Source organism: Alphaproteobacteria bacterium RIFCSPHIGHO2_01_FULL_41_14 (genome assembly GCA_001767855.1).
GTDB lineage: Bacteria > Pseudomonadota > Alphaproteobacteria > UBA7879 > UBA5542 > 2-01-FULL-41-14.
The window spans coordinates 87,642-100,669 of record MEMF01000002.1; the positions used below are offsets into that span (position 1 = coordinate 87,642).

A 13,028-nucleotide genomic window follows, 5' to 3' on the forward strand; every position below is an offset into this window, starting at 1 on the left:
AATGAGTTTATTTTTATACCTATTTCTTTTAGGCACCTTGTTCGTTAGCTCTGGAAGTACAAAAAATCTGGGATATTGCCCAAAAGACCCTGCTAAAGCCTGTCAAGCCTCCCTATCTACCGCCCTAAACATACTCACCAACTGTGCCCTTGACAGACCCCGCATAAAGGAATGCGCAATGATTTTTATTGAGACGCTTTCTGAGGCGGATGACAAGGCCCCCTTTTACGAAGAATTCTATGAAAAGAATTTCGAAGTGGGCAATGTGGAGGCTTACAAAAAAGAGATAGAAAGCCTAAAACAGTATAGTCAGCGTGCATGGCTTGTTCTTCATAACTTATCAAAAGCTCTCATTCTAAATTATATAGATGTATCTAAATTAACAGCGGAACAAAAAAGAGAGATAGAAAACCTCATCCAACCCGTCTTCGAGATATCGGAAAACCGCAAGTTTGATATTAATGACGCCGTTCACAGAAAGCTTTTCATAGAAAAAGAATTAAGCCGCGCTCAAGCCATCGAATGGGGATCCCCTGACAAAAAAATAATTCTTTCCTAGCCCCTTTTTCTGCTGGCATTTTTTCTTGAGTTGTCTGAATGGAAATTGTAAGGTGAAGGGGAGAGACTCTTTTAGTATTTTATATTAAAAAGTCGTCTACCGGGGCAGGTATGGAAGAAAAATTTAGCTTTAAAATTCAAGATTTTGTTCAGTGGTATGAAGGGCAGCTTCTTTATCCTCATCACTATCAACAAATGCGGTATGAAATCCAACAATTAGCCCTATGTTATCTTTCCATCTCTACGCCGTGGTATTGGGGCATACGGTCCCTAGAAATAGACGAAGCCTTATTGCCAAGTGGTATCATCAGAATTAATTCGGTTTTAGCTGTTTTCCCAGATGGATCTGTCTTGGAAAAAGACAAGATCACCCCCCCCTTCTTAGAAATAGATATTTCCTCTCTCAAAGGAGAATTAGAGAATAAAGAAGCGACCATTTACTTAGCTGTTATCAAGCGTCAACCAGACAGCGCCAATACGACAGGTGATTTCCCTCGCTACATTTCCGCAGAATCAAATGCCATTGTAGATGAAAATACAGGAGAAAGTCCTCTTAACATAGCCAAACTTTCTTTAAGAGCGCTGCTCGTTACAGAAGAGAAGCTATCTGCTCGCCTCTCTGCTTTCCCTCTGATGAAAATTCTTGTCCAAAATGGAGCTTTTCGTAAAACTAACTTTATTCCGCCTACTCTTTCTTTTGGCACAGAGGGACCCATTGCAGAACCATTAAAAATTTTGATTACAAAACTAAGGCAACACATTTCTTATCTGTCTGTTCGTCTTCAAGGGCTTAAAACAAAAGATCTGATTTCAGTATTAGATTATTACAACACCGTTTATAACGTTTTAACCAGCCGCATTTTATCGCTAGAAGGTATTTATGAGTCAATCGACACTCATCCCTATGAGATGTATAAAGAGCTTAATATCGCTGCGGGTACTTATTGCGCTCTGAACCACAATAAACCTCCGCCTGTTTTTCCTCCTTATAATCATAGTGATCTAAACGCCACCTTCAGCCCGATAATGGATTTCATTAATGAAATCATAGAATCTATAAAAAGCGCCTCCATTTCTATTATTTTTGATCAAGACGGAAGCGTGTTCCAGCAACAAATAAAAGAACCGTATTTGGCTAATAAAATCCTTGTTATTGGTGTGCGTCTTGGAAAAAACATGAGCCGGGCCACAGGCATTAGCTGGATTAAGGGAGCTGTCATCTCTTGTGACTTTGCGATCAAAGATATAAAGGAAAAAAGAATTCTAGGGGCAGAAAGAGAGCTGGTAGAACAAATTCCCGAAATGGGTCTAGCTGCAGTTCAAGATCAAGTTTTCGTGAAGGTTACAGTAGATCCTGCCTTCATTCGAGCCGATGAATTCTTAAAAATATTTAACCCTTCTGACAGAGAAGATTCTCGTCCTGAAGATCTTTTTCTATACGTGGCAGGGTAGATGCACACAGATATCTATTTGAAATCTGCCATATTACAAGATTTTAGAACTTTCTATCGTGAGTTGCTTATCTTACAAGACATGGCTCTTGAGCATGGGATTTCTAAAAAAGAGACAAAAACACCCGATGAAACCGCGGTTGAATTGGCTCAGTCCCAAGACCAAACGCTCGGTCATCGTATCCGACAACGATTAGAAAACCTCTTTATGTCTCAATATTCTGAAGTGAGTAACCAAATCTATGTGGCGTCATATTATCGAGAAGCTCAATACATCATGGTCGCTCTGGCAGATGAGATTTTTATCAATTTAAATTGGCGCGGCAGTGAAGAGTGGAAGGATAACTTATTAGAATCTCTTATTTACAACACACAAGATTCGGGGGATAAATTTTTTGAAAATCTAGACCTTCTTCTAGGTGCTAAGAGTTCCCAATCAACAGATATGGCTGCCCTTTATTTGTTTGCTTTGGGTCTGGGCTTTAAGGGAAGATACCGGGGAACAAAAAACGAAGACGAACTTTTTGCTTATCGAAAAAAACTATACCGGTATATTACTGCTGACAATCTAGACTTATTGGAAAATAGATCCCCTCTTTTTCCTCAGGTGTATGAAAACATTATTGATGATCGGCAAAACATAATAATCCCAGATTCTCGCCCTTGGTGGATATCATTAGGAGTCATTCTGGTAGGTTTTATCGGCGTGTCTTCTCTCATTTGGTTAACGCATATGAATATTTTTTCTCCTCTTATTCGCACACTTGAAAAATGGTCAGGATTTTAGATGAGTGATATTTCTTCATTCCAGCTCATTCTCTCTATTCTCGGACTGGGAAGTCTTGTCTTTATGTTGGCCACTTATTTGTCGGGAATTGGTCTTAAGGAGCAATTCGAAAAAGTAGGCATCCGTACTCTTTCAATTTTTGGGGCCTTAAAAGATGTGTTGGGAGGAAAACGAGAGCTTAACTCTCTTTCCTTTAAACATTTTTTTCAAGATCTTTTTTATGGCATTCTAAATCTATTCGGCATTTATCCTCAGGGACCTTTTTATGAATCTATGCGACAAGTGGTTCGGGCTCTCGAGGAAAGAACGGGCTCTAAGAAAACTCTTTACGAACTTCCTTGGTTTATCATGGTTGGTACTGAAGGTGCAGGAAAATCATCTTTATTAGGAAACTTGACCTTATCAACCCCCATTTCCAGCCCAAATTTTGGCAACCCAGATGGCCATCCTCTCATCCAGTGGTGGTTCTATGAAAGGGGAATTGTTCTTGATATTAGCGGAAGAGTTCTGGACTCAAAACAACCCTCTCTGACAGAGTCTTGGGAAACTTTTTTGAAAGCACTCAGACGGTATCGCCCTCATCGTCCTCTGGATGGGATTATTTTTACTGTCCCCTCTACTCAATTTGCAGGCCCCGGGCAGCTGTCAAAACCTGAACTGGTAGAACAAGCACACCAGCTCTCTAACCAGTTGGTCAAAATTGAAAAAATATTAGGCCTGAAACTTCCTCTCTATGCTTTATTGACAAAATGCGATGAAGTTGGAGGGTTCCAAAGCTTTGTAAAATCTTTGCCTCAAAAGTCTCTGGGAGAACCATTTGGATGGTCCAACCCTTACGCCACCAATCTCTCTTTTGATCCAAAGTGGATCTCAGAAGCATTTCAAACCATGTATGCCTCAGTATACGAAATCATTATTCGAATTTTCGGGAATGAATCGACGGAAAACCCTGGTCGTAATGAAGTTGTTGCTTTCCCAGAAAGTTTTATTCAGCTCCAAGATTCAGTTCAAACCTATCTCAGCGTTTTATTTAAAACAGGAGACTATGACGATCACTTTATCTTTAGGGGCCTCTTTGTCACAGGAACTGGGGAAGAGAATGCATCGTTAAAAATACTAGCTCAACCTTTTTTATCTGATTTATTTACCAAAAAAATATTCTCTGAATTCGGGCTTGCGACCCCTATTAAAAAGTTTTTCCTCATTATGAGTAAAAAAATTAATTTACTGAGATTCTCTATCTCGGCAGCTTTTATTATCGCGATTTATGGGCTCTGTTGGACCAATCAATATTTGACAGATACCCTTTACCATATTCGGCCATTAATCAAACAAGTTCAGGAAGATCTGGAAACTAAAAACTGGGACAATAGTTTTAAAGAAAAGAAGGTGGATATTACCCAACACGAAGGGAAAGCAGTCCTCCAACTTTTAGACACTATTTATACTTATCGGTTACGCCACCTGTTGATTCCCATGTCATGGGTAAGCCCCACTGTTTACAAACTTGATCATGTCACAGCCGAACTTTATAACAAAATCATTGCAAGGAATATGGCCGCCTTTTTAGGAGCGAAAGCAGATCGCTTAACAACGGCTCCCCTCTCGATAACCCCGTCTCAAAAAGTATATCAGTCACCTCTTGAAACTTCAGAATTTTTGTTACTGGAAGGTTATGTAAAAGGTCTGGCTAACTTAGAGCGAGCAAGCCTTCTTTATGCAACTCTACAAGAAACTCAAGATCTCTTCCAATTAGCGGAAATTCTAAATTATCTTTATGGTTACTCCCTCAGCCCTGATTTCTTAAAATCCAGAGTTGCAAAAAGAATTCTTATTACACAGGCCTCTTACGAAACATTTGATATAAGCAGCTACCGCCTTTACGCCGAAAAACGACTTTATCTCCTCTATGATGTCTTCCTTAGAAAAATTCTAGACCCTGAGTATATTTATTCTTTAGCTGGTCGATTGCAAAATTCTCTTCAGCATGTGGAAGGAAGACGCCAGCCTGATCTGGAAATCCTGAAAAAAAGCATCTCCGACATTAAAGAGTTAGTAGGATTCTTAACTCAGGCTGGAGGAAGCTGGCTTTCGAACCCCCAATTCAACCCCGGCTCTCGTTATCAACAATTGATTGATCAAATCAAACATATTGGCTTGCTAGGAACGAATATTCCTCAAACTCTGTCTGAAACCTCTGGTAGAATGTATGAAAAAGCGGTTCGATATCTAAGAAGTTATGGATCTTCTATAACTGGTTATTTTTTAAGTGTTTCCCCCCAGACTCAGAAATTAGAGCCCTCTCCTGGCCTTATCAATCTTGAAAAGCAATTAGATACCTTCTTACAACAACCTTTTATGCAAAAAGCATCCGGATCTTTCTTTGTTGATAAAATTCCCCAAGGACAATTCTTACACTGGGATTCTCAGGCCGTACGCAATGCTGTTTCTCTCGTGGAGGCTTATAAATCTTTCGTAGGGACAGAGCTCACAAAATATCCTGCTAATTTGCAAGATACTCTTCGTCAAGCTGGTTTTTACCAAACTCAAAGAAATATAGAAGCCATGCTTGAGCAGGCCCAGACTTTCTATGAAGATCCTCAGCGTGATTGGTCAGAACAAGCTGAAGATGCGAGACGCGCCCAGTCTATGAACATTAATGAAGTGGGTCCTTTGTTCATCAAACTCATTAAGGATCTGGATGCGATGGGAGGAGGAGCAACTTATTTAAGGCTTAGAAATCTTTTGTTTGAACAAATGTATAAGAACCTAAAAAACCTCGACAAAACTTTAAGAGACAGCGCCTATTATCAACCCCCAGATCAAAGTTTTTCATCCTGGAAAGGAGAAACTGACGGTGTCCTTAAGGCCTTTAATATAACCGACGTCTCAGAGATGAAGGATTATTTTGCGAATCAGAGTGCCCGAATTTTAACTATGGTCATTAATAATGCCGAACCTGTTATCGAAATATTTAAAGCAGATTTGTTTGATACCAATATTGATCAAATTAAATTGATTAGTAAATGGAATGGTCTTGTGGAGCAGGCCATTTCCTACAAAAAATCTAAAGCCAGCGGCTCTATGAAGTCTCTTGAAAAATTCATGGAAGAGGACGGTAATAAAATTACTTATGCAACGTGTTTCACAGACTTGAAACCAGAGAAATTTGATCAACCCTCTAGTGATTATTTTACTGAGAAACAAAATGATCTCAAGCGGAGTATGTATAAACGTTGTCAGGAACTGGCAGCTGAGAAGGGGGCTCAACAATATAATAAACTGGAAAATACCTTTAACACTTATCTTGCAAACTCTTTCCCATTTACGAGACAGGTTCCCAACACCCCTCAACTCGAATCTGAAGCTTCTTGGCCACTCTTACAAGAACTCTTTACAGAGTTAGAAGTTTTAACACCTGGTGTGAGACAATCCTTAAAAGAGTCCAAAAAATACAGCAATGGATGGAAGAAAGTCGAAAAATTCATTTCTCAGCTTGATAGCGTCAAAAAATTCTTCGAGACTTATTTTTCTCCCCTAAAAAAAGACAGTGATCCTGGGATGACCTTTAACATTAAATTCCGAGACAATAGGGTTAAAGAATCCTTCGGAAACCAAATATCAGATTGGGCCATTATTTTTGGTGATAAATCTCTTAGTATTCGACAAAATGGTTCAGGGGTTTCCAATGGACGATGGGTGATGAGTAGCCCTGTTTCTTTCGGCTTTCAGTGGACCACTCCCTCTGTTCTCCTACCCTTAACAGAGACGAATATTCCCTCCCTCGTAAAGGTGAATGATCGATCCTTATTTGTTTATGAAGGCACTTGGAGTATCTTGCGTGCGATCATGCTGCACCTTGCAAAACCAGAAGAAGGAGGCTCCCTTACCAATGATGTCCTTTTAAAATTTGAAATCCCCCTTGGACCCCCTTCAGCCACCGCCCCAGTTTCCCTAGCTAAATTGTATCTGAGACTTATGCCTCAAACAGAGAAAGGCCAAAACGCTGTTAACTTCAAGATTCCAACTTTCCCGGTCCAAGCTCCCAAACTAATAGGAGAAATGTGAAAAGATCATGCCCCTTTATGAAACGCTAGATCCTCTTTTACAAGACATCCCCGGTCCAAATCCTCAAGGAAAAGACCTTAAATATAGCACAGAATATGATCAAATCAGAGAAGCCTCTCGAGAAGACTTAGATTTGCCCCAGGGTGTGTGGGTGCAAGATTTAAAATCTGCAAATTGGGGGGACGTTGAAAAACTATGCCTAAATATTTTACAAACACAATCGAAAGATTTGCAGGTTGTTGCTTGGCTCTTAGAAGCTTGGATGTCTCTTTATAGTATGAAAGGGCTCAAGCAAGGGTTTGATTTACTTTTACAGATGTCTCAGAAATATTGGGATACAGCATTCCCTCAACTTAATCCGCAAGATCCTGAGTTCAGAAGCGCGCCATATAATTGGATTAATGAAAGATTATCTAATCGGTTTAATAAGATTGAAGTAACAGCCCCTGATGATCCAGATCTTTTAACTTATTCCTATTCAACCTACCTTGATCTCCAAAAAGATGGGGGTATTGTTATTACGGGTTCTTCAGAAGAGCAAAACCTTTCTGAAAAGAGAACCGGATTTGCAAAAAGTCTCAAAAAAACCAAAGACGATTTTTTTGTTGGTCTTAAAGCTGATGGAGAAGAAACCCTAACTCTTATTAAAAATCTGCAGTCGTTTTTAGACAGTAAGTTCGGGGCTGACGGCCCCTCTCTTTATCACGCTCAAGATAAAATACAAGAATTTATTAACTTTTTCGAACAGACGCTAGCCGCTCGGCATCAGCCTCAAGAAAATGTTTCAGTCAAACTCGAGGCAGGAGAAGAGGAAGAAAACGCCTCTTCCTCAGAAAACACGCCCCCTGCTGCCAATACAAATGTGCATGTGGACATGGTGATGAACAGCCGTTCTGATGCCTATGCTCTTATCAATCAGGCCGCAGATTATTTAGAAAAACTTGATCCCCACAGCCCATCACCCCATCTTATTAAACGCGCGATTCGATGGAGTAATTTAGACTTAAAGAACTTGCTGCAAGAAATGATTAAAGATCCAAGTTCCCTTGAAGACCTCAAACATCTTCTCGGCATGGCCCAGGAGACAAATACCTCCGAAACAGGTGACGCTCTCTCCGGCCCACAATCAACCGATCCCTCTTCTTAATCCTTTATGGCCCCAGCAGTTTTTAAGAACTTGGATATCTTTTCCTAGTTGCACTCTCTGCATGATCATCGTATGGTTATTTCAAATGTATATGGGTTAACATGATTTTTATTTGGAAAATTTTATTCTTCTTTTCTATCTTCTGTTTTTCTTTTACAGCTATTTGTAAAAAAGAAGAAAAAGTTGTTCATGTTTATTTCTGGGCTGGCACGATTGATGAAAGCACCATAAAAAAATTCGAAAAAGAAACCGGTATCAAGATTAAATGTGACTATTATGACGGCGATGAAATTCTAGAAACGAAACTCCTAACAGGAAGCTCCCTTTATGATGTGGTGATGCCTTCTGCTGTGCCTTATTACAGCCGTCAGGTACGGCTTGGATTATATCGTCCCTTAGATCGCTCACAATTACCTAACTGGAAAAATCTAGATCCGCATATTGTGAAACTACTAGAGACGGTGGACCCAGGTAACAAATATGGAGTCCCTTATAGCTGGGGCACCACGGGGTTTCTTTATAATCCAGACACCCTTAAAAAATACTTGCCTCCTGATACGCCTCTGGATACATATCGTATTATCCTCGATGAAACAATTATGAGAAAATTATCTAAGTGCGGTGTTGGATTGATTGATCAACCTCAAGATGCATTGGAAGCTTTTCTCGCTTACCTAAAAATTAAACCTAACTATAAGGACTTATCCCAAATAGACACCGTGAAAAAAGTTGTGGAGAGAATTCGTCCTTATATAAAGTTTTTCGCTATTAGTTCGGATAAAATGATCACAAACGCAGTGAGTGGGGAAGCATGCCTTGTTCAAACATGGTCGGCAGAGGCATTTCACGCTCAAAGACTCGCTGAGAAAATCAAAAAGAAATTATTGTTTGTGATTCCTCGTGAGCACAGAGGAGCTTGGTGTGATTTACTAGCGATTCCCAAAAATGCGCCACACCCAGAAAATGCGCATAAATTCATTGACTTTATGATGCGCCCTGACATTGCTGCTGTTAATTTAGAGAACACATTCATGACCATTGCCAATGTTCCAGCCCAAAAATTAATACCGGCTTACTTAAAGAACAGTAAGATTATTTTTCCACCCAAAGAAGTTCTAGACAATTTGAAACTAAGCGAAACACTACCCCTCAATTACGAAAGAAAAACAACCCGAATGTGGGCTCATATTAAAGCAAGACAATAGATAGGATTTTTCCATGAAAATAAAGATATTTTTTAACAGTGTCTTCCTGTTGATGTTAACTTCTTGTTCCTCTTTTAAAGAAAAAATTGGCATTACTCATTATGCCCCCAATGAATTTGAAACGGTTCAAAATGAGCCTCTTGAGATTCCTCCTTCCTTGAACATAGAAAACCCCGAAGAAGGACCATACAAAAGAAAAAAATCAACAGCAGAGAAAGCACGGGGTCTTCTGATACCGGCTTCTAAGGCCCTTCCCGCTTCTTCTTCTGATCACAAAGCCGAGCAAATTCTTTTAGAAAAAATTGGATCAGACAAAAGAAACCCCAACATTCGACGCGCCATTGATCGTGATAACCATGCTGAACCTACCATGCAAGAAAAGATCCAACGCACCCTGGTGTTCTGGAAAAAACCAGAAAAAGGCACGATTATTGATCCCCGTAAAGAACAAGAAAAATTAGAGACTGAATCATCAGTTGAGGACAAATAAATGTATTTTCATCAAGAGATTAAAGGTTGTCTCAGTAAAACCATACATACTGAAGGGTTATCTGAAAATTTTTTGAAAGAGTATCTTCCGACTTTAAAAAAAACTCTTCAAAAATTAAAGAAGGCTCATGAAGAAGAAACACTCCCCCTCCTTAGATTGCCCTATTTAAGAACTGACATTGCGGCGCTTCGGGATCTTGTCTTAGAAATCCAAGATGATTTTACCGATACCGTTATTTTGGGTACAGGTGGATCGAGTTTGGGGGGGCAGGCTTTTTATGCTCTTGCCCATCGAGAAACATCGCATCGCCTCCATTTCATGGATAACATTGATCCACACACCTTTCAGTCCCTTTTCAAACAGCTTAGCTTTAAAAGCACCTTGTTTGTTGTGATTTCAAAATCTGGGAATACTGCTGAAACTCTTGTTCAGTTTATGACGTGTCTTCAAAAAGTACAAAAAGAGGTGGGCACGGATTCTGTGAGGGATCATTTCATCATCATCACGGAACCAAAACCATCTCCCCTCAGACAGCTTGCAGACTTTTACCATATTTCTCTTTTAGACCATGATCCTAAGATAGGGGGTCGTTTTTCTGCCCTGTCTATTGTTGGTCTGTTTCCTGCCATGATTGCGGGCGTTGATCCGGTCCTTATTAGGGAAGGGGCTGCCCGAGTATTTGATCGTCTTTTGTCTTTAGATGATCCTTCTAACTTTGGCCCGGCAGTAGGGGCTGCCCTCTCTCATGCTTTAGAAGTCAAAAAAGGAAAAACCATTTCTGTCCTGACTCCTTATGTGGATGATCTTCATTATTTTAGCCTATGGTATCGTCAACTGTGGGCAGAAAGTCTAGGGAAGAAAGGCCATGGAACAACACCCGTGAGTGGGCTAGGCACCGTCGACCAACACAGTCAATTACAGCTCTACTTAGACGGCCCCTCCGATAAATTCCATACAATCATTGTTTCTTCTATGGAGAATAAAGGGGAGTCCATTTCAGAAAACTTTTCTAAAATATCTGCTGATCTTAAATGTTTTTCATTCTCTACCATGGGAGATTTAATGGAAGCTGAGCAACGCGCCACCATCGATACCCTTATTAAAAATCAGCGTCCTACCCGTGTTTTAGAAATTCCCATTCTTTCTCCTGATTTTATGGGAACCTTAATGATGCACTTTATTCTAGAAACTATTTTTATGGCCGATCTGTATGGAGTCGACCCCTTTGATCAACCTGCCGTTGAAGAAGGAAAAGTGCTCGCCAAAAAATACTTGGAAAAAACCATAAAAGAACGGTTGCATCCCTAATGGCCACAACGATCCAACGCCTCTCTTCTAACCTCATTAATCAAATTGCTGCCGGTGAAGTTATTGAACGTCCAGCGTCCGTGGTGAAAGAGCTGACAGAAAATGCCATTGACGCAGGCGCCACTCAGATTGATGTGGTTCTTCGTGATGGCGGAAAAAGCTATATATCTGTCACAGACAATGGGTCTGGGATGGGTCTTGAAGATTTGCGCCTTTCCATCGAACGTCATGCCACCTCCAAACTGCTTCATCAAGACCTTTTTAATATTGCAACGCTTGGATTCCGCGGCGAAGCCCTTCCTTCCATCGGGGCCATTAGCCGGTTGACTCTCACCAGCATGACTGCGGAGACAAATCAAGGATGGTCTCTATCCGTGGAAGGAGGCACAATCCAAGAGTGCACCCCAGTGGCTGCCCATCTGGGTACTAAGATCGAAGTCCGTGATTTGTTCTTTGCGGTCCCTGCACGCCTTAAGTTTTTAAAAACAACGCCTGTTGAAACTCAGCATATAGAAGATCGTCTTCAGCGATTGGCTCTGGCTTATCCAGACCGATCCTTTTCTCTGATGGCTGACCAAAAACTTATTTTTTCATACGCGGCTCAGCAAAAATCTCAAGAAGGATTGCTAGCACGCATCAGCCAAGTGATGGGACATAAATTTGAAAATGATGCCCTTGCTGTAGACGCTCATCGTGATCACTATCTTTTATCTGGATTTATCGGCCTCCCCACTCTGAACCGCACCAATACCCAATTTCAGTTTTTATTTGTGAACGGACGCCCCGTAAAAGACAAACTCTTTTCCGTCTCTATCCGGGCCGCCTATCAAGATTTTTTAGCTCATGATCGCCACCCTCTCTTATGTCTTTACCTCACCGTCCCTTCTCGTTCTGTTGATGTGAATGTGCATCCTGCCAAAACAGAAGTACGCTTTGAAGATACCCAATTTGTCCGCAGCTTTCTTATCAGCACGTTAAAACAAGCCTTATCAGGAATGCAGCATCGATCCGCCACAAGTGTGGCCGACGACGCACTTAGTTCTTTTCGACCCAAAGAAGTTTTTCAACAACCTTTGTTAGGATCCTCATCTCCTTCTTCCTATGGCCCGTCTTTTTTTCAGCCCATGAAAAAACAGACTATGGCCTTTACATCGTATCAGCCTGTTTCCAGTAGCATTATGGAATCTGTTGCTGTCATGGATGCTCCCTCCGTTGATCCAACCCACTTTCCCTTAGGCGCTGCCTGTGCCCAGTTGCATGAAAATTATATTGTGGCCCAAACCCAAGATGGATTGGTGATTGTCGATCAGCATGCGGCCCATGAACGCATCGTGTATGAAAAATTAAAGCAGGACATGAGTCAGAATCAAGTAAAGCGCCAAATCCTACTCATCCCAGAAGTGGTAGAACTGACTAAGAAAGAATATGAGGCACTCATAAAAAACCAAGAAGATCTCGTTCAATTTGGGATTGTTCTTGAATCTTTCGGTACTAACTCTGTTCTCATCCGCGAGGTTCCCACTCTTTTGGGACAGACGGACATACGACCCCTGATCAAGGATTTATCGGAAGATCTCGCTTCAGAAGGAGAGGGCATGACAGTACAAAAAAAATTTCATGAGATTTGTTCTTCCCTTGCGTGCCACGGCAGCGTCCGTTCTGGCCGCCAATTGTCTTTGTCAGAAATGAACGACTTGCTGCGCCAGATGGAACAAACGCCCTATTCTGGCCAATGCAACCATGGCCGACCCACCCAAATTGAACTCAAGCTCAAAGATATTGAAAAACTTTTTGGTCGGCGCTAACGACTCTGTACACTCTATCTCTATTTGATAGGGGACCCTCTGAGTTAGAGCGCTCTTCTCGTGTAAAGAGGAGATGGGTTGTTGTCGGGAGCAGAAGTAAGGGAGGTGGACAACAGAGTGGCGAGTGCCATAAGAGTGATGGCAAGAGGCTTTGTGCAAATGTTTTTAAAGAAATGAATACGGCGTATCAGATTTTGACTCAAAATTCA

Annotated in this window: 9 protein-coding genes; all 9 read left to right on the top strand. The window is 41.0% G+C overall.

Going from position 1 to position 13,028, the window contains the following annotated elements:
• Window position 1: 1 nt before the first annotated feature.
• The 9 genes from A2621_00450 (at window position 2) to A2621_00490 (ending at window position 12,819) form a co-directional block, all read left to right on the top strand.
• Window positions 2-559 carry a hypothetical protein gene (locus A2621_00450; GenBank protein OFW89393.1) on the top strand — a complete coding sequence of 186 codons (558 nt, stop codon included), beginning with the start codon at window positions 2-4 and terminating at the stop codon, window positions 557-559.
• Between the two features lie 110 nt (window positions 560-669).
• Complete coding sequence (locus tag A2621_00455; GenBank protein OFW89394.1) at window positions 670-2,010, top strand: hypothetical protein; 1,341 nt, start codon at window positions 670-672, stop codon at window positions 2,008-2,010.
• A complete protein-coding gene (locus A2621_00460; protein OFW89395.1) occupies window positions 2,011-2,796 on the top strand; it encodes a hypothetical protein in 786 nt (261 codons plus the stop codon).
• Complete coding sequence (locus A2621_00465) at window positions 2,797-6,864, top strand: hypothetical protein (protein ID OFW89396.1); 4,068 nt, start codon at window positions 2,797-2,799, stop codon at window positions 6,862-6,864.
• A gap of 7 nt (window positions 6,865-6,871) precedes the next feature.
• Window positions 6,872-8,011: a hypothetical protein gene (locus A2621_00470; GenBank protein ID OFW89397.1), complete on the top strand. Its 1,140-nt coding sequence runs from the start codon at window positions 6,872-6,874 to the stop codon at window positions 8,009-8,011.
• 101 nt (window positions 8,012-8,112) lie between these two features.
• Window positions 8,113-9,216, top strand: a complete 1,104-nt coding sequence (locus A2621_00475; protein ID OFW89398.1) for a hypothetical protein — start codon at window positions 8,113-8,115, stop codon at window positions 9,214-9,216.
• A 52-nt stretch (window positions 9,217-9,268) separates the two neighbouring features.
• Window positions 9,269-9,706 (top strand): hypothetical protein, encoded by a 438-nt coding sequence (locus A2621_00480; GenBank protein ID OFW89399.1) that lies wholly within the window; start codon window positions 9,269-9,271, stop codon window positions 9,704-9,706.
• On the top strand, window positions 9,707-11,014 hold the full coding sequence (locus tag A2621_00485) for a hypothetical protein (GenBank protein OFW89400.1): 1,308 nt from the start codon (window positions 9,707-9,709) through the stop codon (window positions 11,012-11,014). It abuts the gene before it with no gap.
• On the top strand, window positions 11,014-12,819 hold the full coding sequence (locus tag A2621_00490; GenBank protein ID OFW89401.1) for a DNA mismatch repair protein MutL: 1,806 nt from the start codon (window positions 11,014-11,016) through the stop codon (window positions 12,817-12,819). The genes A2621_00485 and A2621_00490 overlap by 1 nt, the downstream gene beginning before the upstream one ends.
• The last annotated feature ends 209 nt before the right edge of the window (window positions 12,820-13,028 follow it).

Coding starts and splice junctions, on each gene's coding strand:
- A2621_00490 (OFW89401.1), top strand. CDS start 11,014: ATGGCCACAACGATCCAACGCCTCTCTTCTAACCTCATTAATCAAATT.
- A2621_00460 (OFW89395.1), top strand. CDS start 2,011: ATGCACACAGATATCTATTTGAAATCTGCCATATTACAAGATTTTAGA.
- A2621_00455 (OFW89394.1), top strand. CDS start 670: ATGGAAGAAAAATTTAGCTTTAAAATTCAAGATTTTGTTCAGTGGTAT.
- A2621_00485 (OFW89400.1), top strand. CDS start 9,707: ATGTATTTTCATCAAGAGATTAAAGGTTGTCTCAGTAAAACCATACAT.
- A2621_00470 (OFW89397.1), top strand. CDS start 6,872: ATGCCCCTTTATGAAACGCTAGATCCTCTTTTACAAGACATCCCCGGT.
- A2621_00465 (OFW89396.1), top strand. CDS start 2,797: ATGAGTGATATTTCTTCATTCCAGCTCATTCTCTCTATTCTCGGACTG.
- A2621_00475 (OFW89398.1), top strand. CDS start 8,113: ATGATTTTTATTTGGAAAATTTTATTCTTCTTTTCTATCTTCTGTTTT.
- A2621_00480 (OFW89399.1), top strand. CDS start 9,269: ATGTTAACTTCTTGTTCCTCTTTTAAAGAAAAAATTGGCATTACTCAT.
- A2621_00450 (OFW89393.1), top strand. CDS start 2: ATGAGTTTATTTTTATACCTATTTCTTTTAGGCACCTTGTTCGTTAGC.